The organism is Streptomyces chumphonensis (assembly GCF_014779715.1).
GTDB classification, from domain to species: domain Bacteria; phylum Actinomycetota; class Actinomycetes; order Streptomycetales; family Streptomycetaceae; genus Streptomyces; species Streptomyces chumphonensis.
On the sequence record NZ_JACXYU010000004.1, the window covers coordinates 88,918 to 107,172 of the forward strand.

31 protein-coding genes are annotated in these 18,255 nt (G+C 71.5%); 1 reads left to right on the forward strand and 30 read right to left on the reverse strand.

The features are described from left to right. Positions 1-64: 64 nt before the first annotated feature. The 12 genes from IF129_RS10225 to IF129_RS10280 all read right to left on the reverse strand — a co-directional run bounded on the left by IF129_RS10225 (position 65) and on the right by IF129_RS10280 (position 8,041). Complete coding sequence (locus IF129_RS10225; protein ID WP_191209242.1) at positions 65-1,528, reverse strand: phage major capsid protein; 1,464 nt, start codon at positions 1,526-1,528, stop codon at positions 65-67. Positions 1,529-1,533: 5 nt separating this feature from the next. Beyond that, the gene (locus IF129_RS10230) at positions 1,534-2,382 is read right to left on the reverse strand and encodes an HK97 family phage prohead protease (protein ID WP_191209243.1); all 849 of its coding nucleotides are present in this window, start codon (positions 2,380-2,382) and stop codon (positions 1,534-1,536) included. A 2-nt stretch (positions 2,383-2,384) separates the two neighbouring features. Beyond that, positions 2,385-3,515: a phage portal protein gene (locus IF129_RS10235; RefSeq protein ID WP_191209244.1), complete on the reverse strand. Its 1,131-nt coding sequence runs from the start codon at positions 3,513-3,515 to the stop codon at positions 2,385-2,387. Positions 3,516-3,778: 263 nt separating this feature from the next. Next, the gene (locus tag IF129_RS10240) at positions 3,779-5,341 is read right to left on the reverse strand and encodes a terminase (protein ID WP_191209245.1); all 1,563 of its coding nucleotides are present in this window, start codon (positions 5,339-5,341) and stop codon (positions 3,779-3,781) included. Beyond that, positions 5,304-5,546 carry a hypothetical protein gene (locus tag IF129_RS10245; RefSeq protein WP_191209246.1) on the reverse strand — a complete coding sequence of 81 codons (243 nt, stop codon included), beginning with the start codon at positions 5,544-5,546 and terminating at the stop codon, positions 5,304-5,306. The genes IF129_RS10240 and IF129_RS10245 overlap by 38 nt, the downstream gene beginning before the upstream one ends. A 123-nt stretch (positions 5,547-5,669) precedes the next feature. Beyond that, a complete protein-coding gene (locus tag IF129_RS10250) occupies positions 5,670-6,149 on the reverse strand; it encodes a hypothetical protein (protein WP_191209247.1) in 480 nt (159 codons plus the stop codon). Between the two features lie 2 nt (positions 6,150-6,151). After that, positions 6,152-6,343 (reverse strand): hypothetical protein, encoded by a 192-nt coding sequence (locus tag IF129_RS10255; protein WP_191209248.1) that lies wholly within the window; start codon positions 6,341-6,343, stop codon positions 6,152-6,154. Between the two features lie 8 nt (positions 6,344-6,351). After that, positions 6,352-6,678 (reverse strand): hypothetical protein, encoded by a 327-nt coding sequence (locus IF129_RS10260; RefSeq protein WP_191209249.1) that lies wholly within the window; start codon positions 6,676-6,678, stop codon positions 6,352-6,354. 11 nt (positions 6,679-6,689) lie between these two features. After that, a complete protein-coding gene (locus IF129_RS10265; protein WP_191209250.1) occupies positions 6,690-6,983 on the reverse strand; it encodes an HNH endonuclease in 294 nt (97 codons plus the stop codon). Positions 6,984-6,985: 2 nt separating this feature from the next. Further along, complete coding sequence (locus IF129_RS10270; RefSeq protein ID WP_191209251.1) at positions 6,986-7,141, reverse strand: hypothetical protein; 156 nt, start codon at positions 7,139-7,141, stop codon at positions 6,986-6,988. Positions 7,142-7,299: 158 nt separating this feature from the next. Then, entirely contained in the window at positions 7,300-7,461 is a 162-nt protein-coding gene (locus IF129_RS10275) for a hypothetical protein (RefSeq protein WP_191209252.1), read from the reverse strand. Between the two features lie 118 nt (positions 7,462-7,579). Continuing rightward, positions 7,580-8,041 (reverse strand): hypothetical protein, encoded by a 462-nt coding sequence (locus IF129_RS10280; RefSeq protein WP_191209253.1) that lies wholly within the window; start codon positions 8,039-8,041, stop codon positions 7,580-7,582. Positions 8,042-8,296: 255 nt separating this feature from the next. Here IF129_RS10280 and IF129_RS10285 point away from each other — a divergent pair, with 255 nt between their 5' ends. After that, positions 8,297-8,788, forward strand: coding sequence for a hypothetical protein (locus IF129_RS10285; RefSeq protein WP_191209254.1), 492 nt, complete (start codon positions 8,297-8,299; stop codon positions 8,786-8,788). Positions 8,789-9,222: 434 nt separating this feature from the next. On the opposite strand, the gene IF129_RS10290 is transcribed toward IF129_RS10285, so the two are convergent. The 18 genes from IF129_RS10290 to IF129_RS10375 all read right to left on the reverse strand — a co-directional run bounded on the left by IF129_RS10290 (position 9,223) and on the right by IF129_RS10375 (position 18,237). Beyond that, the gene (locus IF129_RS10290; RefSeq protein WP_191209255.1) at positions 9,223-9,426 is read right to left on the reverse strand and encodes a MerR family transcriptional regulator; all 204 of its coding nucleotides are present in this window, start codon (positions 9,424-9,426) and stop codon (positions 9,223-9,225) included. Between the two features lie 141 nt (positions 9,427-9,567). After that, complete coding sequence (locus IF129_RS10295; RefSeq protein ID WP_191209256.1) at positions 9,568-11,751, reverse strand: FtsK/SpoIIIE domain-containing protein; 2,184 nt, start codon at positions 11,749-11,751, stop codon at positions 9,568-9,570. A 91-nt stretch (positions 11,752-11,842) separates the two neighbouring features. Next, complete coding sequence (locus IF129_RS10300; protein ID WP_191209257.1) at positions 11,843-12,151, reverse strand: hypothetical protein; 309 nt, start codon at positions 12,149-12,151, stop codon at positions 11,843-11,845. 17 nt (positions 12,152-12,168) lie between these two features. Then, positions 12,169-12,366: a hypothetical protein gene (locus tag IF129_RS10305; RefSeq protein WP_191209258.1), complete on the reverse strand. Its 198-nt coding sequence runs from the start codon at positions 12,364-12,366 to the stop codon at positions 12,169-12,171. A gap of 17 nt (positions 12,367-12,383) precedes the next feature. Continuing rightward, on the reverse strand, positions 12,384-12,764 hold the full coding sequence (locus IF129_RS10310) for a RapZ C-terminal domain-containing protein (RefSeq protein WP_191209259.1): 381 nt from the start codon (positions 12,762-12,764) through the stop codon (positions 12,384-12,386). 47 nt (positions 12,765-12,811) lie between these two features. Next, positions 12,812-13,156 (reverse strand): hypothetical protein, encoded by a 345-nt coding sequence (locus IF129_RS10315; RefSeq protein WP_191209260.1) that lies wholly within the window; start codon positions 13,154-13,156, stop codon positions 12,812-12,814. Positions 13,157-13,236: 80 nt separating this feature from the next. Next, the gene (locus IF129_RS10320; RefSeq protein ID WP_191209261.1) at positions 13,237-13,440 is read right to left on the reverse strand and encodes a hypothetical protein; all 204 of its coding nucleotides are present in this window, start codon (positions 13,438-13,440) and stop codon (positions 13,237-13,239) included. Next, a complete protein-coding gene (locus IF129_RS10325) occupies positions 13,437-13,823 on the reverse strand; it encodes a DUF6251 family protein (RefSeq protein WP_191209262.1) in 387 nt (128 codons plus the stop codon). The genes IF129_RS10320 and IF129_RS10325 overlap by 4 nt, the downstream gene beginning before the upstream one ends. Continuing rightward, positions 13,820-14,113 (reverse strand): hypothetical protein, encoded by a 294-nt coding sequence (locus IF129_RS10330; protein ID WP_191209263.1) that lies wholly within the window; start codon positions 14,111-14,113, stop codon positions 13,820-13,822. The genes IF129_RS10325 and IF129_RS10330 overlap by 4 nt, the downstream gene beginning before the upstream one ends. Continuing rightward, positions 14,110-14,478, reverse strand: coding sequence for a hypothetical protein (locus IF129_RS10335; protein ID WP_191209264.1), 369 nt, complete (start codon positions 14,476-14,478; stop codon positions 14,110-14,112). The genes IF129_RS10330 and IF129_RS10335 overlap by 4 nt, the downstream gene beginning before the upstream one ends. After that, on the reverse strand, positions 14,475-15,722 hold the full coding sequence (locus IF129_RS26920; RefSeq protein ID WP_318153651.1) for a hypothetical protein: 1,248 nt from the start codon (positions 15,720-15,722) through the stop codon (positions 14,475-14,477). The genes IF129_RS10335 and IF129_RS26920 overlap by 4 nt, the downstream gene beginning before the upstream one ends. Beyond that, entirely contained in the window at positions 15,715-15,903 is a 189-nt protein-coding gene (locus tag IF129_RS10345; RefSeq protein WP_191209265.1) for a hypothetical protein, read from the reverse strand. The genes IF129_RS26920 and IF129_RS10345 overlap by 8 nt, the downstream gene beginning before the upstream one ends. Next, positions 15,900-16,274 carry a DUF6907 domain-containing protein gene (locus tag IF129_RS10350; protein ID WP_191209266.1) on the reverse strand — a complete coding sequence of 125 codons (375 nt, stop codon included), beginning with the start codon at positions 16,272-16,274 and terminating at the stop codon, positions 15,900-15,902. Before IF129_RS10350 ends, IF129_RS10345 begins: the two co-directional genes overlap by 4 nt. Then, positions 16,271-16,411, reverse strand: a complete 141-nt coding sequence (locus tag IF129_RS10355) for a hypothetical protein (protein WP_191209267.1) — start codon at positions 16,409-16,411, stop codon at positions 16,271-16,273. The genes IF129_RS10350 and IF129_RS10355 overlap by 4 nt, the downstream gene beginning before the upstream one ends. 113 nt (positions 16,412-16,524) lie before the next feature. Beyond that, on the reverse strand, positions 16,525-16,734 hold the full coding sequence (locus IF129_RS10360) for a hypothetical protein (protein ID WP_191209268.1): 210 nt from the start codon (positions 16,732-16,734) through the stop codon (positions 16,525-16,527). 116 nt (positions 16,735-16,850) lie between these two features. After that, positions 16,851-17,021, reverse strand: a complete 171-nt coding sequence (locus tag IF129_RS10365) for a hypothetical protein (RefSeq protein ID WP_191209269.1) — start codon at positions 17,019-17,021, stop codon at positions 16,851-16,853. Continuing rightward, positions 17,021-17,665: a hypothetical protein gene (locus IF129_RS10370; RefSeq protein WP_224754731.1), complete on the reverse strand. Its 645-nt coding sequence runs from the start codon at positions 17,663-17,665 to the stop codon at positions 17,021-17,023. The genes IF129_RS10365 and IF129_RS10370 overlap by 1 nt, the downstream gene beginning before the upstream one ends. Beyond that, positions 17,662-18,237, reverse strand: a complete 576-nt coding sequence (locus IF129_RS10375; RefSeq protein ID WP_191209270.1) for a PDDEXK family nuclease — start codon at positions 18,235-18,237, stop codon at positions 17,662-17,664. Before IF129_RS10375 ends, IF129_RS10370 begins: the two co-directional genes overlap by 4 nt. Positions 18,238-18,255: the final 18 nt, after the last annotated feature.

Sequence of the window (18,255 nt, forward strand, 5' to 3'; positions counted from 1 at the left end):
TCTCAGCCAGGGGTTGTCCTGGCCGCCGCGCAGGCTGAGTACGCGGCGGCCAGGAGACAGGGGGCTACGCGGAGCGGTTGACCAGCAGCCGGAACGCGTTGGCGTCGACGACGCCCGCGCCGACGCGGGCCCAGGCGAACCAGCCGCGCTGACCGGTGGGCCGGTTGTTCGTGACGTCGAACAGCTGCGGGATGAACTCCACGGTCATGCCGGCGCGCTGGGCCACGAGGTAGCCCTTGAAGTCGCCGACGGCCAGCAGCGGCTGGGTGCCGGTGCCGGACGGGGAGTCCTCCATGAAGTCGTTCATGGGGTACTCCCTGCCGAACAGCCGCGGGATCGCCTCCTGGGTGATGTCCACGGTGAAGTTCGGGTCGGTCGTGCCCAGCTGGCGGATCGTGTTCTGCACGTCCGTCGAGGACAGCCACGCGGTGGTCGCCTTGCGCCGGTACTTCTGCGGCAGCTCGTTCCACAGGCCGTAGATGTCCACGGCGCCGACCACGCCGGCGGTGGTCAGCTCGATGTTCGCCGGGCTGGTCAGCGCGTCCAGCGAGGACACCAGGCCGTTGGGCTCGTTGCTGCCGGAGGTGCCGGTGGTCAGCTTGTCCGCCAGCAGCTCGTCGTAGCCCTCGGCGAGCAGCATGGACATCTGCTCGGCGAAGCCGGGCCAGTCCATCCCGATCTCGATGGAGAACGGGATGAACCCGTCCGCGCGGCGGGTGGGCACCTCCGGCTGCGCGATCGTCGGGCTGTTGTCGGCGGCCGCGGCTGCCTCGGCCTTGAACGACCAGGACACGCCCGCGGACGACAGGCCGCGCCAGGTGTCGTTGGTGATGGTCTCCACCCGGGCCAGGCGCAGGATGTCGTTCTCCGACCCCTGCGCGGTGAGGATGATCGTCGGGTCGATCAGCACCGGCACCGCGAAGCCGCCCGAGGCGTCCACGCCGATCGACATGGCGCGCTTGAGGAGCTGCACCTGCTCGATCGCCCGGGACTCCTCGGGGGTGAAGATCGGCGTCTGGGTGGCGGCGATCTTCTGGAACGCGCTGCGGTAGGAGGGGTTCTCCGTGGCCAGCAGCAGCCGCCCCACCAGCTCGCCGTTGGTGTCGCCGGTCTGCGTCCGCAGGACGTGCTGCACCTGGGACTTCTGGTCGTCCCTCAGGTGGCGGCCGCCCATCGAGGAGTCGACCACGGCCATCGACCGGTCGTAGACCGCGCGCCCGGACAGGGTGCGCGGGTCGTCGGCGAACGGGTCGTTCTGCGGGGAGAACTGGGTGGACGACCAGCGCTCGCGGGAGGCCCGCAGGCGCTCGGCCCGCTCGAACGCACGGACCTCGCCCTCACGGAACTTCAGCTCCGCTTCCAGGTCGTCCCAGCTGCGCTGCGCGGTCTCGTCGAGGTCCTCCCCGCCGGCCTCGGTGTCGATCACCCCCATCTCTTCGTGGATCTGCCCCACTCGCTCGGTGGCGGCCTTCAGGTCCTTCGCCCGCTCGAACGCCGGCTCTTCGTCGTGCTCGTGCTTCTTCGGCATCGTCTCTACCTCTTCACGCCGAGTAGGGTCATGCGGCGGCGGCGTGCCGCCGCGGAGAGTCCGTCGACGTGGCGGGCCGACTCATCGCCGGGTGCCGGGGTCTTCGGGGTGGGCCGGTGCCGGGATGCGGGCCCCTCCTCGGAGGGGGTGCTGAGCCCGTGCATGGCCCGAAAGGCAGCAAAGCTGCGCTGCAGTTCCTCGACCTGGTCCTGGTCGCGCTCGCGCAGCGAGTCCATCAGCCAGTCCACCCCGGACCGTGTCGAGGACCGCAGGCCCGCGGTCGCGTCGGGGTTGGCCGGCCAGGTGACCGGGCCCGCCTCGAACAGGCGGATCTCCTTGATGGTCCGCTCCGGCAGCCCGTCGGGGTTGTGGTCGCTCACGCCCGGGTCGTGGTTCCAGTCCTCACGCACGACCTCGAACATGAAGCTGGACCCGTAGGCACCCGCACGCAGGCCGGGGATCAGGTCACGGTTGTAGGAGGTGTCCAGGAGCGGCACCTCCATGTACGGGGAGGTCTCCCGCTCTTCAAGCGTGGTGGCCACGCCCAGGCTCTTCTGGTCGATCGTGAAGTCGCGCCCGTGGTTGAACAGCACCTTCACCCCGGCCGGGCCCAGCGCCTTGATCGTGCGCTTGAACGAGCCGCGCGCGGTCTTCTCCAGGAACCGGCCCTCCCACCAGGAGTCGATCTCGTACCAGGTGTCGAAGCGGGAGAACTCCACCGTCATCACCTGACCGGTGTCGTCGGCCGCCGCCGTGTCGCCGGCGTCGACCACGTCGACATCGGCCCGGGTCTTGGTCAGGGTCGGCGCCATCGCGGCGCCACGGATCAGCTTCAGTCCGCGGATCGCGGCCATGGTCACTCCTCTGCCTGAGAGTCGTCGGTGCCCGCCGGTGCGGCCCCCGGGGTGAACGGGGCATCGCCCCACGGCACGGGCGGACGCTCTTCCAGCCGACGCACCTCGTTGATCGTTTCCCAGTGGTTCGACAGCGCGGACGCGTGCGCCTGGTAGCGCTGCAAGGTGTTCGTCTCCAGCAGCGCGTCCCGGTTGAGCTTCACGTACTGCGGCCGGGGCAGGAACTCCGACAGCAGCCGCTCAACGCGGCGGATCCACTTGCCGATCGCGAACTTCAGCAGCGTCAACTCGCGGTCCTGGATGTTCGCGTAGGTCATGCTGCCGCCGGTCTCATACCCGAGGATCTCCGCGATGCCGGGGCCGAAGATGCGCGCGCACTCCGCCGCCGAATACCCCTGGGTCTGCAGGAACTGCGACTCCTCCGGGGCCACCTGGATCGTCTCGTACTCCCAGCCCTTGCCGAACACCACCGGCTCCCGGCTGCCCCGCAGCGCGGCCAGGAATCGGTCCTTGGCCGTGCGCACCTTGTCGTCGTCCAGGGAGACCTCGGTGTTCCGCAGGATCGCATTGGGGTGCGCCCCGTCCTGGAACCACTGGAGCCCGAACCGCGCCCCGGTCAGGTGCAGGCCGATCGTCGTCGCGTGCAGCCGGACCGGGGACAGGCCCAGCACCACCCCGGGCAGCGGGTTGACCCGCCGGTGCACGAAGGACCGAAGGTCGGTGACCTGCTGACCGCCCACCGCCCACCGCACCTCGCCCTGTTCCATCCAGCCCGAAATCTCGTCCGGATGGAACAGGCGCATCTGCTGCCTGAACCCTGCCGCAGCGCGCTGGAGTTCCTCGCCGAAGAGGTTGCCGCGCAGCAGCCACGACATCACCACCTGATAGCGCCAGTCCTCCAGCCCGTAGCCCGAGCCGTCCGGGTCCTCCAGCCACCAGGGCGTGCCCAGCTTCTTCGCGTCCTCCCCCATACCGCGGAACACGCCGACCGGCAGCTCCGAGACCAGCGAGGCGATCAGGTCGCAGGCCGACCACACCGCGACCGCCTGCAGCGAGGACTCCGCCCTGGACAGATCCACCTCGGCATACGAGCGGGCCGTCTTGAACAGCGACAGCGCCTGGTCGAGAGACATCCCCCCATCGCGCTGCGGACGTCGTCCTCCGGCCGGATCGCGGCTGCGCCACCACACGCTCATGGCACCCTCCGATCCGCCAGGAGCAGACACCCGCCCACCGCCAGGAACCCCAGCGGCGGCCACGCCAGCCACAGCCCATAGGCCACCAGGCCCGCGCCCACCATGCCGGGCATCGCACGCAGACAGGTCCCTGCAGCCGCCGCGGCCAGGCCGGCCGCAGCCCTCCACCGTCCCCGCCCGCGCTTCGCCATACCCACTCCTCAGAAGATGTTCGCCATCGGGTCGTAGTCCTCCATGACGTGCGGGCCCCGGATCAGCAGCGCCCACCGGGCGAACACCGCCGCGCACAGCGGGGAGATGTCCACCAGGCTGTTCGTGCGGTCCAGCGTCCACGCGTCCCCGTTGCGCCGTGTGCGGGCCCCGTTGACCGCAGCGGTCAGCGGCACCTGGTCCAGGTGCCGGATCGTGCCCTGGTTCATCGCGTCGGCCATCTGCCCGCACGCCTCGGTGATATCGCCCGACCGCATCACGACCAGGTCCCCCCGCTCCGGCGCCGCCTTGTCCTTGGGCACCGTGATGCCCGCCGCGACCAGGTCATCGATCAGCGCGCCGGCCGGAGCTCCGGCCGACGCCACCGCCACGACGACCGGCTTCCACAGCGCGTGCAGCCGCGCCACCGCCGGCACCACCCACTCGGTGCCCGGCCGGTGCGCCACCACCTCCATGTGGACCTTCCCGTCCGGCCGCAGCGACGCCGCCGCGATCGCCGCCCGCTTCCGGTCCTGCGAGACATCCAGCGCCAGCGCCACACTGCCCGCGTCCGGCCGGCTCTTCGCATCCACCAGCCCCGGCCAGGCGGCCTTAGGCACGTTCGGGTCCGTAGGCGGGGTCGGCTTCCGTGTCCGGTTCAGGTAGGCCCGGTCGAACTCGGCCGGGTCCAGCTTCTCCAACTCGGCCGCGATGATCTCCTCGGTCACCGTGTAGCCCAGCGCGGGCAGCGTCGCCCGCCACGTCTCCGGGTCCGACCGGTCCATCTCCTCCGGGGCGTACCACTCGAAGTACGCCGTCCGGGGCCGGGCCACGGCAGCGTCCTCGGCGAGCACGGCGAACAGCGCCTCGATCAGCGCGCGGCCCATCTCCCGCTTCCGGTTCAGCCACAGGCTCTTCGTGGTGCCGCCGGCCGACGCCCACCACAGCTGGGCCATGGGCCGGGTCAGCATCGCCGGGGAGAACGCTTGCTCCAGGCGGTCGTCCTCGTGCGCGAACGCCTCGTCGATGAACCCCAGGTCCAGCGGCGGCCCGTGACCGGCCTTCTCCGTGTTCGCCGTGATGCCCATGCGCGAGCGCTTGCCGGGGAAGAGGATCGCCTCGTTGCCGTTGCTCTTGCGGATGCGGGCGTACCGGGCCAGATCAGAGCCGCTGATCTTCTCCCAGAACTCATCCTCCCAGCGCTGCCGGGCCATGCCCCGCGTCTGCGCCGCGTAGACGATGTTCTGCCGGTGCCAGGCCATCGCCCGGTGCACCTGGGCCCCCAGGGTCAGCTCGGTCTTGCCCTGCTGCCGGGACACCGACAGCCCCACCTCGCGGTGCGCGAACAGCCCGGTCTCCGGGTCGATCTCCAGAGCCACGTCGGAGACGTACTTCTGCCACGGCATCGGCGGGGCGCCGAGCTTGGTCATGACCTTCCACAGCTTCGGCCCCAGCGAGGGCCGGTCCGGGTGGCGCGGGGTTCCCCAGCGCGGCGGGCACGTCAGCCCGTACCGCTCGTAGAGGTCCTCGGCGAACTCAGTCGGGGGAGCCCAGGTCTCCGAGGTCGTCGTCATCGTCAGCGGCCCGCCCCTCCAGCAGCTGGGCGAGCGTCTGCCGAAGCTCGCGGTTCAACTGCGGCAGCTGCCTGCCGTCCTCACCTCCACCGGCGTCGATCTCACGGGCCAGGGTGAACGCCATCTCCGATAGCGACGGCTCGACACCGACCAGGTCGCCGAGCTGCTCAACGTCGTTGCGGACGGCTTCCTCGACCGGGCCCATGACGCCCCCTGTCCATGATCATCCGGGCGTGATCTTCCCGGGGAGAGAAAAATGCCAGGTGGGCGCGGGGTTGCGAAATGTCCGATTTCTAAGAATCGGCGGGCGACTCGACGGGGCTCGACGTCATCGCGTCGCCTTGACCTGCACGTTCGCGGGTGGCTCGACCGTGAGCGGGGTGACTCGCTCTTCCCTCGCGCTCCGGCCGGTGCGCTCGTCCCGGTAGTGGCGGCCCGCCTCGTTGCGCAGCAGCGCCGCGTACCGGATGTGCTGCCCGTCGACGCTGATCGGCCCCTCCAGGGGGACGTCGTCCGGGTTGACGCCGTTGACGAGCAGCCAGGCGGCCACTGCGGCCCGGGGCCCGTAGGGCGTCTCGCTGTCGGCGCCCAGGGCGGGCGGGTGCTCGGCGGCGAGTTCGGCCATGGTCTCGCGCACGGTGGCCCGGTCGATCAGGCCGCTGGTGTAGCCGCACTCGCAGACGATCAGGGCCTGGCCGGTCTGCCGTCGTTCCATCCACTGTCCGCCGTCTTCTTCGGGCGGGCCGGGGCGGGACTCGGTGCGGGCGAAGGCGTGCAGTTCGTGGTCGGGTGTCCAGGGCTGAGGCATGGCTACCTCCTACGGCTGCGGCACCAGGCGTGGCCACAGTCGATGATCTCGGGGTTGCTGAGGGCGTCGGTCAGGCTGGCGGGCGGTGGGCTGGGCTCCAGGCCAAGGCTGGTCTCCAGGCCCCGGATGCGCGGGTATGAGGGGCGGTCGTGGGTCTCGCACCGGCGAGCGATCCGGCGCAGCAGTTGGAGCACGCGCACTCCTAGAGCAGGGAGTCGATGACCTTGTTGAGCAAGGTCATGGCGTCGCTCAACGCGGCTTCCTCGCGGGCGAGGTCGGCGCGGGCTTGGGCTACGTCGGCGTGCCTCGCGTACACGAGGTTCTGGGCCTCTCGGAGTTCCTCGGCTTTGTAGACGGAGAGTTGACGGCTGGTCCCTTGTGGCGTGCACTCGTCGATGTGCGCGGCGACAGCCTCGGCCACGGCCCGGTATGACTCCTCGTCGCGACCCATTGCGCCTCCGTAGGAGCCGCAGCCATCGCACCGCCAGGTGCGGTCGTCGTTCTCGATGTAGGCGATGGGCCGGGGCATGACGTTCTCCTCTACGGTCCGGCGAACCAGTCGACCGACGTCACGAGCTGGGCGACGTCGGCGAGGGGCCGGTCGCCCTTCTCCGAGTTGCACTTGCGGAGGCAGACGGGGCAGCCGGTCACGCCGTGGATGGGGGCGAGGTTGTCGGGGTCGAGGCGGGCGCCGCCCTTGCTGACGGGGGTGATGTGGTCGACGGCGTTGGCCGCACCGTGGCCGCAGACGATGCACACGTCGGAGGCGGCGAGGATGCGGGCGCGGAGCTGCCGGTATTCGTAGCTGGTGAGTTCCTGGCGGCCGTCGGCCACGGCTAGGGGGTGGTGTCGGTCGGCTGGGGGACGCTGACGCCGACGTCTTCGTGCTGCCGCCGGGCGAGGTCGAGGATGAGGTCGCGCACGAGGTCGGCCTCGAAGCCCTGGTTGGTCAGGTCATCGCGGTAGGCGGCGAGGTGTTCGGCGGTGGTCATCGTGTCCTCCTGACGGGCCGGGCGTGCGCGCTGGTTGCAGGGGCTGCCACAGCAGCGGTGGGCGCAGCGGGGCGCCGAGGGCGGTGGCGGGGGCGGGAACGGGGTGGTGACCGAGGGTTTGAGCTTGGGGACGTGCACGGGGTCTCCGGTGGGCGCGGCTACTTGCGGTGGGTGCTGATGAGGCACTTGATGAGGTCCATGGCCTGGGCCGGGGTGAATCCGGCGTGGACGTAGGCGCTGTACAGCTCGTGCAGCTGCACGGCGCTGGCCACGAGGGCCGTCAGGGGCGTGCTGGTGGGCGTGGAGGCGTGCTTGTCCACGGGTGTGCTCCTTCGGTGCGGCTGGGTGTGGCGCGGCCCGGGCCGCCGTGGTGGCGGCCCGGGCCGTCTTCCCCATCCACTCTCCCCGCGAGTGGTCTGTGCCGTGCGGCGTCGGTGCCTACTGCTGCACGGTGCCGTCCAGCGCCTCGGCGACCTTCGGGGCGAGGCGCTTGCTGTGGGCGAGCGCGGTCGCGTCGCGGGTGGGCAGACTCACCGCCCAGGTATCGCCGGTGACCGCTACCCCGCCGAACTGCTTGGAGAGCGGGACCCACGCGTCCAGGGCCTCGGGGGTGGGGAAGAGGTTGATGTAGGCGTTGCCGGGTGCGGGGTCGTCCTGGTCGGTGACGGTGAAGGTGTGCGGGGTGCCGCCGACATCGGTGATGTAGGAGTCGCCGGTGTCTTCCTTCGGGGTGGAGACGGTCAGGCCGGCGTCCTTCAGCGCGTCGGCGATGTCTTGGGCGCTGGAGATGTCGGCGGCCTGGGTGAGGGCGTCGGGCTTGTCGTCGGGGGTGTCGCTGCTGCCGCAGCCGGTGAGGATGAGTGCGGCGCCGAGGATGGCGGGGGTGATGAGTCTTCGCATGCGGTCAGCGTGCCGGGCTGCCTGGGGGCGTGTGGGGGGTGTTGCGGGGTTGTGACCGTGCGGGCCGGGCAGCACGCCTACTGTTCATCCGGCCCGCACGGGGACATGGGGTCAGGTGGCGCTGAGAGAATCCACGGCATGGATCAGGGGTTGGCAGCCGTATTGGGCGCCTGCATCGGTGTCGGGGCAGCAGCAGTGGGTGCCGCCGGGGGGTTCCTCGGGGGGCGTGCGCAGGCGAAGGGCACCGTAGATGGCATGAAACTGCAGCTGTCAGGGCAACGGGAGGATGCGCTCTGGCAGTCGCTTCGCGAGGCTCATGCCGCCTACTACGCGCAACTCAACCAAGTACGCATGGACTTGGGGCACGTCATCTCCCTGTTCGAGATGAGCGCGCGCCAGGCTCGGTCGTTGACCTCGGCTGGCTTCGGCACCCGCGAGGAGGCGCTGGGCAGCCTGCAGGCATCAGTGCGACACTGCTGGTATCAGCAGTGCCTGCTGAGGCTCAGCGTGCCAAGGGATCAATCAGCCCGTGCCGAAGAGGTCAATGAAGCGTTGTCTGCTGTCATGCATGCTGTGCATCCCTGGTGTGCTGAGCGGTCAGCGGGTCAACGCGATACTCAGGAAACCTGGGCCCGCGTTCAGGAAAATATGGCGCTGTTTCGATCAGCCATCGATCAGTACGCGGATGAGGCGCAGCAATGGCTGGCGGAGCCGCGGGCTGTGGGCTGGCACGCACCCTCGCCATGACCACGGTAGATCCCCATGGGTCAGCCGAAGTCTGTGTGTAACGAATCCGTCACGTGTGGTACTTGGATGCTCCTGGCGCCTGTTAGATCACACCATGGAGAAGCGTTGGGGTGACGAGTGGCGGCCCGGAATGCGGGTGCGGCTGTTGAACAGATGGAAGACTCCGCCGGCGATGTGCGACGGCACGATTCGGGATCGGTCCTGGGGGCGGGACAGGGGAAAGCCGATCTGGTGGTTCGTAGTGGTATTCGATGGCGAGGAGGAAGAGCGTGTCTTCGGCCCAGGGCACATAGCTGCTGGCGTAGAGAATGCCCGTCAAGTCACTGATTAACCAGGTGACGAAGGCCCCGCACCGTGGTGGTGTCGGGGCCTGGTGGTTCGGTGTCCGGGCATGCCGAACGCCCGTTCAGTGTTACAGCAGGTCAGAGCGTTGGTCAAGCGGCGGCGACGCGGGGGCGTTGCGGGGCGGGGCGTCCGGTGAGCTTCTCGACTTCGGTGAGGTTGACGAGGGTGCGGCCGCGGCGGTCTCGGTGGTGGGTGAGGCGGCCTCGGTGGAGCCATACGCGGATGGTGCCGGGGCGGGTTCCGGTGGCGAGGGCGGCGTCGTTGATGGTGCGTAGGCGCGGTGCAGCGTGCATGCCTCCAGTGTGCCCCCTGGGGCCCGTTCAGGCCCTGCTGGTGCGGGTGGTGCTAGCTGCTAGGTCGCAGCTCAGGGCGGGTGTGGGCCGCTAGCGGGGGTGCTAGACCTAGCAGGTGGGGCTGCTAGGTCTAGCGGGCCGTCAGGCGGTGTGGCGGGCCTTGATGGCGGCGACGATGGCGGCGCGGGTGATGCCTCGGCGGGTGGTGCCGCGGCCGTCGTCGGTGGTGCCCCACACGTCGCCGGTCTTCACACCGTGGGGCTTGAGCGCGGCGGTCACCTGCGGCCCCTCCCAGCCTTCGTAGGTGTCGGGGCGGAGGTCGGCGAGGCGGGCGGCGATCCGCTCGTTCCACACCTTCTCCTCGTCGGCGGGGACGACCTTGAGGACGTCGCCGAGGATGTCGAAGGAGGCGGTGGTGCTGGTGGGTTCTTCTCCGGCGGCGTGGCCGGTGATGTTGTCGTACTCCTCGCGCGCCTGGCGGGCGCGCTTGGCGACGGCTTCGGCCATGGGCGCGTCGACGAACGCGCTGGCGACGATGCGGGGGTCGTCGCCTTCGCCGGCCATCCAGCAGATGCCGCGGTCGGAGCGGGAGAACATGGTGCCGGTGTAGCCGGCCTTGTTCATGCCCTGGCCGAGGACCATGTCGTTCGCGAGGTGGCCCATGACCTTGAGGCAGAACCGCAGGACGGCGTTGTCGCTGATGCCCTTGGGCAGGGACTTCGCGTCGGGCCGCTGGGTGCCGAACATGGCGACGATGCCGAGGGCGGGGCCGCGCTTGACGAGGTCGGTGCAGATCGACTCGATCTCGGCCTTGTGGTCCTCGTCTTCGAAGGGGACCTGGCATTCGTCGAACGCGGCGACGATGGGGTGCAGGCCGAGTTTGCGGTCGTTGGCGAGCTCGGAGGTGACCTTGGACTCGGGGCAGCGGCGCCGCGGCAGGGCTTTGATGACCTTCGCGCGGCGTCGCAGCTCGTCCTTGAGCTCGCGCAGGGAGTGGAGGACGTACTCGATGTCCTCGGGCTCCTCGCCTGCCCGGTAGCGGTGGCAGACGGGTTCCAGGGCGCCGAAGTCGCCGGTGCCCTTGAAGTCGTAGGCGTGGAGTTCGGCGCGCGGGTCGAGGGCGGCGATGAGCAGCAGGAGCCGCATGAGGAAGGTCTTGCCCATGCGGGGGATGGAGCCGACGACGACGGAGGCGAACATGAGGGTGACCATGACGTCGCGCATGCGCTGGTCGTTGCCGAAGGGCACGGGCTGGAACAGGTCGACGGTGCCGGACTTGAGCAGGGGCCAGGCGGGGCGCTTCTGTTCGTTCATGGGCCGGTCGCCGACCCACAGCACGAGGCGGCCTTCGTGTTCGTCGGGGTCGCCGGAGGGCCACACGCAGCCGACCTTGCGGCGCAGGCCGGAGGCGAGGGCTTGGCGGTTCTCGAGGACGTCTTGGGGGGTGACGCCGTAGGGCAGGTCGATGTCGGCGCGGTAGCCGGGCCCGTCGCGGGTGATGGGTGAGGGGAAGCGCAGGCCGTGGTCTTCGCCCTTGGCCTTGATGGCGGCGCTGATCTTGGCGTTGCCGATGGCGGCCAGGCCGCGCAGGACGACGTCGGAGGTCAGCTTGGGCACTTCGGTCTTCAGGACGGCCGGCCCGATGATGGGGGCGTCGCGTTTCTGCCCGGCGTACCCGAGGGCGAGTACGCCGAGGGATGCGGTGAGGTACAGCCAGCCGGGGGCGAGTACGTAGAGGGCGGCGGCGGTGGTGAGGCCGAAGCATGCGGCGGTCAGGGCGATGAGTGCGCGGCGGTGTACTCGGGTCTCGTGTTTGCCGCTGAGGGACATGTACTCGGGTACCTGGTCCTTCTCGGCGGCGTGCTGGCACATGGGGGCCATTTCGCGGTCGGCGACCCAGTGCCAGGTGCCGCGGATGCAGCGGGCGGTGCCGACGGGTGCGCGGGCGGTCAGGCGCAGGGTGTAGGCGGGTACGCGTACTGCGTGGTAGGCGCTGGCGTAGGCGGCGTTGAGGGTGTTGTGGCGGAGGGTGGCGAGGAAGTCGACGCGGTTGCGGAGCCAGCCGGGGATGATGGGGCGGCGCTTCTGGGTGAAGATGCGGGGGGCGGGCAGCTTGGGGTCGTCGACGGGTACGGGTGTACTCGGTGTACCCGGGCCGTCGGGTACGGCTTCGTCGGCGGGTTCCGGGGTGGTGGTGGGGGCGGGTTCGGTGGGGGTCTTGTCGAGGTCGACGCGGGCGGGGCGGATGGCGGGGTGGGGTACGCCGTTGAGGGGTGTACTCGGTGTACCCGGGCCGGTGGTGTCGAGGGTGTCGGGGTTGGGCATGCTGGGGGTCCGCTCTCTCTGCTGTGGTGGAGGGTGCCGGGCCCGGGGCGGCCGGTTCGGTTGGCGCCTGGTCGGCCGCCCCGGGGTGTAGCTACCTGCGGGCGCGCTCGACGCGGCGTAGGCGGGTCTCGGCGGCCTTGCGGGCCTCACGGGCGGTGCGCCGCTCGGTGGGGTCGGCGGTGCGCTCGGCGACGCGGGCCGTCGCGACGGCGTTGCGGGCCTGGTCGAGCTCGGCGGCCCAGGCGCGCGCCTCACGGGCTCCACGGTCGGCGGCGCGGGCGTCGATGCGCTCGATCGCGGCCTCGACCGCGCTGGTGTCGCCGTAGGCACCGCGGGCGCCCTTGATGAGCAGGCGGGTGCGTTCGGCCTTCTCGGTGCGGGTGTAGGCGTACTCGGGCATGGGTGGGTCCTTTCTGGTCAGGCGCGGCGGGCGCGGGAGCGGAGGATGCGGGCGCCGGGCTCGGCGGCCAGGGCGGCGGCCTCGGCTCCGTCGAGCAGCTCGTCGCCGGGCTTGTCGGCCGGGCCGATCCCGTCGCCGCGGTAGGTGACGTGGCGGCCGTCGGCGGTGCGCAGGTCGACTTCGGCCTCGTAGCGGGCGGTCTTCTTGCCGAACATCAAAGGTTTCCTTCGGGTCAGCGGGTGACGACGGGCTTGGGCAGGTCGCGGTGGTGGACGGTGACCGGCGGGCCCGCGTGCTCGGCGAGGCGGTATCCGAGCTCGGACGCGACGGTGGGGGCGCGGTGGCGGCCGCCGGCGCATCCGACGGCGACCGTGACCGGCCCGGGGGTGGGCCCGGCCTGGTAGGCGCGGACGGCTCCCGCCAGGGCGTCCAGCAGCGGCACGATGCCGGGGGTCCGCAGAACGGTCTCGCGGACCTCCTGGTCCTCGGCGGTCAGGTACCGCAGGGCCGGGGACACGTGGGGGTCACGGAAGTGGTTGCGCAGGTCGACGGTCAGGTGGGCGGCGGGCGGCGGGGCGTGCAGGTAGCCGAAGCTGGTGATGGTGACGCTCACGAGGGTCCTTCCTTCTCAGGTGGTGGCTGGGCGGGGTCCGGCAGCCGTCAGGCCGGGTGGTGCTTGCTGTGGTCGGTGGCCAGCGTGATCAGCCGGTCGTCGTCCTCGACGTGCAGACGGCCGCTGAGCTCGATCTCCACGGGGCACCCGGGGGTGCCGCAGGAGACGAGGGACGTCTGCGGGTGCAGCCGGTCGACCAGGGGCCGCGTGGCGACGTCGATCAGCCAGTCGATGACCAGGTACGCGGCGACGGTCAGCGCGACCAGCCACAGGGTTCGGCCGGTGCCGGTGGCGTGCAGGTCGCGGGACAGCAGGAGCACGACGGCGCCGGTACCGGCGAAGGTGGCGGCGATGGCGCCGATGCTGAGCGCGGCTCGGGCGGTGGTGTTCATGGCGGTCCTCTCGTGTCGGCGCCGGGTCTGTCCCGGCTCCCCACCCGCCCCCGGGGGCTCCGGGGGCGGACAGGCAGCCGTCAGGGCTTCCGGCAGTCGGGGCACACGTCCACGCGGCGACCGGCCCGGCGCGGCCGGGTCCAGCCCTGCGCTCGGCCGTCCTCCCGCACCTCCGTCGCGGACCGTGAAGCGAAGCAGCGGCGCACAGCAGCCGAGGCCGGGCATTCGCGGGCCTCGTCCGGGCCGTCGCAGGCGACCTCGTAGCCGATCGGGAAGGCGGTCACGACTTCCCCTTCCGTCGCAGCGTCTTCGCGGCGGCCTGCCCCTCGGCTCCGCCGGCCGCGCGGACGACGGAGGTGACGGTCCAGCCGATGACGGCGACTACCAGGGCGACGACGGCGAGGGTGATGGCGATGGACGTCATGGCGGCCACCAGGAGCGGCCCGAAGTACACCCCGGCGGCGACCGCGCCGGCACCGGTGCCGGCGCCGAGGGCGAGCCGCTGCACGGTGCGGTCCGGCGCCGCCTGGTGGACGTGGACGACCTGCGGCACCTGCGGGGCCGGGTAGGGGGTCGGGTACGGCTCGGGTACGTGTACCTGCGGGCCGGGTACGGGCAGGTAGCAGCCACATCCGGCGTGGTGCTGGTGGGCGGGCAGGTGGCTCATCGGGTGGTGTCCTTCGTCTTCTGCGCGGGCCGCTGCTCGACGATCCATCCGTTGAGGTGGTCGGCGTCCCGTTCGGTGGAGTAGGGGCTGCGGTAGCGGAGCCGGTAGGTCTGGTGGGTCTCGGCCGGGTCGAGGATGGAGATGCTGTTGACGCCGAGCTGGTCGGCCAGGCCGAGCAGCGGGTCAGCGCCCCATTCGGTGAGCGCGTTGAGGGCGTCGGCGAGGTCCTGCCAGCGGGCGTACTCGATCGCGTCGTTCATGCGGGCTGCGGTCTCGTCGGGCACGGTCATCGCGCACCGCCCATCTCGCCCTCGGCGGTGTGGCCGGGGCACCAGACGTGCTCGTGGTCGGCCCACGGGTGCGGGTTGTGGTAGTCGTCGTGCCCGCACGGCTCCGTGCGCGGGTGGCCGCAGTCCGCACCGCCCGTCTCGGCGCCGTCCTGCTCGCCGCGCAGGCGGGCGATTTCGGCGCGGGCCTCGGCCAACTCGTGGAGCGTGGCGGCCAGCTTGCGGATGCCCTCCGGCGAGGCGTCCGGCCCGAAGTGCAGGGCCACCTCATTGAGGTGCACGACCGTCGTACCGCCGGGCAGCTCGAACTGCCAGTGCTCGCAGTCGTCGAGGCTGATGCCGATGCCGCCGAGGATTCGGGTGCTCATGCGTGGGCCTTCTCTCGGGTGTCGGTCGTGAGCTGGTCGCGGAGGCGCTGGGCGCGGGTCTGGCCGATGCCGTACTTGGCCTTCAGCTCGCGGACGGAGGGCCGGCCGTCGGTGATGGCCCCGGCGTAGTCGGCGGCGACCTGGTCCAAGAGCGGGTCCGCGTCGGCCGCCGCGGGGGCTGCCTGCGCGGCGGGCGCGGCGGGGATGGCGCGCGTCGGGGGCACGAGGGGCAGGGTGCGTACTCCGGCGGGTACGACCTCGCGCCAGATGTACTCGGTGTACTCGTCGGCCGGTTCCTGGGCCGGGCGGGCGACGACGGGAAGAAGCTCGGCGCCGTCGGGGACGACGGCCGTCCAGGGCTCCTCGGGTACGTCGAGTACGGGTGTACTCGGGGTGTCGGGTACGGCGGGTACGGGTGTACCCGGGGGCTGCCAGGGGGCGGGCAGGGCGAGCGTCGCCAGGGCGAGCGCGCCACGCCGTGCGGCCAGCTCGGCGAGGAGCCGCTCACGCTGGGCGGGGTCGGTGGCGACGGCGGCCCGGGCGACGGCGGCGGCAAGGCGCCGCTTGGCGAGGGGTCCGCGCCATCGGCGGGCGGCGAGACGCACCGCCGTGGCGGTGGCCCGGTCGCGGGTGAGCTGGGCGGCGGTAAGGCCGCGCACGGCGAGCCCGAGGCGGGACAGCAGGCGTTCCCGGGCTTCCCGGGCGATGACGGCCAGCAGCCCGGTGGACAGGGCGGCCGGGCGGGCGTGCCGGATCTCCAGGCCCATCGCCAGGTGCCACAGCAGCGCGGCCAGCACGGGTCCGAAGAAGCCGCGGATCACGCCGCCGAGGAGGCCGCCCTCGGCGAACGCGGGCACGAGCTGCACGACGGTGATGACCCACACCAGGGCACCCGGGACGCCGGGGGTGCCGGTGGTGGTGTCGGTCGAGGTCTGGCGGACGTTCTGCCGGGCCATCAGCGCGCACGCCAGCAGGGCGACCTCCCCGGCGGCGAAGAGGACCACACGTTCGGCGGTCTGCACCATGTCGAGGCGGTGCTCGGCGAACCGCCAGGCGGTGTCCGCGCTGTAGGCGGTGCACAGCAGGGCCGCGACGGCGGCGACCGCGACCGCGGGCTTGTCCAGGCGGCGCAGGCGGCGGGCGGTGGCCCAGGCGGCGCCGGCCGCCACCACCGTGAAGGTGATGGCGACGGCGGCGGCCGGGGCCGGGTGGGCGTGGGCCCACTCCAGCGGGAGGTCAGTCACGGCCGTCCTCCTGGTCCTGCGCGTCGAGGAGCTGCCGCAGCGCGACGGTGAGCGCGCCGACGTGGACGGACAGGGACACGTCGGTCGCGAGGTCCCAGTCGATGTCCTCGGCCTCGGCGAGCGTTTGCCGGGCGATCTGCTCGGCGACGAACAGCGGCGGCACGTAGGTGGGGGTGCTCATCGCCGCACCTCCCCACCGGCTCGGAGCACGGCGAGCGTGCGGGCCAGGTGCCGCAGCCGCGTCGCGTGCGCGACCAGGACGGCGGCGAGGCCGTCGAGCTCCTCGGGGGTGAGGCGCACGAACTCGTCGAGCTCCACGGACGCCAGCGGCAGCGGGTCGGCGCCGAGGTCGGAGAACGGGTAGGCGGTGAGCCGGGCGCCGAGGAGGGTGCGGCCGTGGAACATCGCGGCGGTCTCTTCGCCGTCGTGGGCGATGTCGGCGCGGTGCCCGCCGTCCTGGGGGGCGTGGTCGCCGAGGCACCAGGCGGGTTCGGGGATGGTGACGGGGCCGTGGTCGCGGGTGTGCACCGTGACGGTGCGGGGTGCGTTCACCGGGCGGTCCGGGTGATGGTGCCGGTGGCGCCGGCCTGGGTGGCGCGGACGGTGAGGGTGCGGCCGCCGTGGCGGCGGATGGTGCCGACGGCGACGAGGCGCCGGGCGGGGCTCCCGCTGCGCTGGGCAGCGGACATGGGAGGATTCTCCATGCCGGTCTCCTGGTTAGGTCAGGGGATTCGGTGAGAGGGCCGGGCGGTCGCGCGCGCCTGGGTGTTCCAGCACCCGGGAGCTGCTGCCCGGTCCTCGCTTATTCGGTTGTGTGCTTCTTGATCGCCTTGTCGATGGCGGTCCAGCTCTTGCCGAGGGTCTTGGCCACGGCGTAGACGGACCCCAGCTCGGCGGCTCCGTCCCGGAGCGCTTCGGCGCGTCGTTTGTGGGCCTGTTCGGTCTGGGTCCGGAGCTGTTCCAGCAGCTCCTCTTCCTCGCGAACGCGGTCCCGCCAAGGGGTCGTGTCCATCCCTGAAAGGGTATCACTCCCCCGGTTATATGCAACCCTAGGAGTGACAGTTGCCCTGCTCGACGTTCGAGCAGGGACATCACTTCCGGCACCTCCCGAAAGTGACGCGGCCTTCATCAACGCCCGCCCGAACGAGGGCGCGCCATCGCCTGCTGGATGAGCCGCTGCGCCATCGCCAGATGCCGCGCACAGATCAGCAGCTCCCCGTCCGGGTCCACCGCCTCCGCCGTGCACTGCTGACCGCTCTGCGGCTTCACGTACCGGCACGTCACCACACGCACGCTCATCAGCACGCCTCCTTCTGATCGGCCCACTGGCCCGACGCCAGCGCAAGCCACGTCTCCGGCGGGTACTCCGTCCCGCACCAACCGCACCGCACCTTCTTGCTCTCCGGCACCGCCCGCAGGACCGCGCCGCAGATCACCCCGTCCTCGAACTGGGCCGCGCAGTTCCCCAGCCGCATCGTCCGCTCGGGCGGGTCCACGATGCTGACCGCGGACCGCTCCAGGTCGTGGACCTCCTCCGCGAACGCGCCCGCCGGCGGCCAGCTCGACGCGATCCACGGCAGGTTCAGCCGCAGCGCTGAGGCCGCCGTCGTGACCCGGTGGGCGACGTCGCCCTCCCGTGTCGGACGGGACCAGCCCAGATCGGCGTGCAGGGCCGCGCGCCAGTCCTCCAGCACGCCGACCATGCCGCCGTCGGCCCGCAGGCTCAGCACGTCCTCACGCACCGGCAGCGGCGGCTCCGCGCGCCGCGTGCCGCCCCGCTCGGCCGGGCGGACACTCGGCGCGAGGAAGGCGGCCAGCGCGCGGTGCAGGCCGGGCAGCGCGTCCAGGCGCTCGCCGGTCACCCGCTCACACCCCGGGCACAGGTAGCCGTCCTCCCGGTCATCGGACAGGGGGCGCTCGCACAGGCCGCAGGGGTGGGTCATCCTCGGGCTCCGTGCTCGAAGCGGGCCGACAGGGCGGCGTTGTACGCCTCGGGCACGCCCGACTCGTAGGTGTCATGTGCGGGCGCGAGCCACGGGCCGCCGCACGCGAACGAGGTGGCCTCGCTGGTGTTGTAGAGGACCCACGGACGCCGGTTCTTCATGTAGCTGCCGAAGCCGTAGTGGTGATCCTCGATCCCCGAGCCTTCCTCGGGGTCAGTCCAGGGCGTCAGCCCAATCCATCCCCAGTCGCCCCGCCGGCTGCCTGAGGGGATGGGGCCCAGGATGAGCAGTCGGGGCCCCCGCTCCTGGCGATACGGCATCTCAGGCAGATGCTGCGCAGCGGCCGTCATCAGGGAGATGTCGAGGGCGTTCTCGTTGCCCTTCACCTCGACCCAGGTGCCGCAGTCGGTCAGCAGGAAGTCGGGCAGGTACGGCTGGCCGTCGATGACGTACCCCTGGGGCTCGTACTCCCAGGAGACGCCGACCTCGTCGAAGAAGACGGCCCAGCGGGCTTCAAGGCGGGAACGGAAACGCCGTCCGGCGTAGATGGTCTCGATGGCGTGGATGCTCACAGCGGCCTTTCTGTCAAT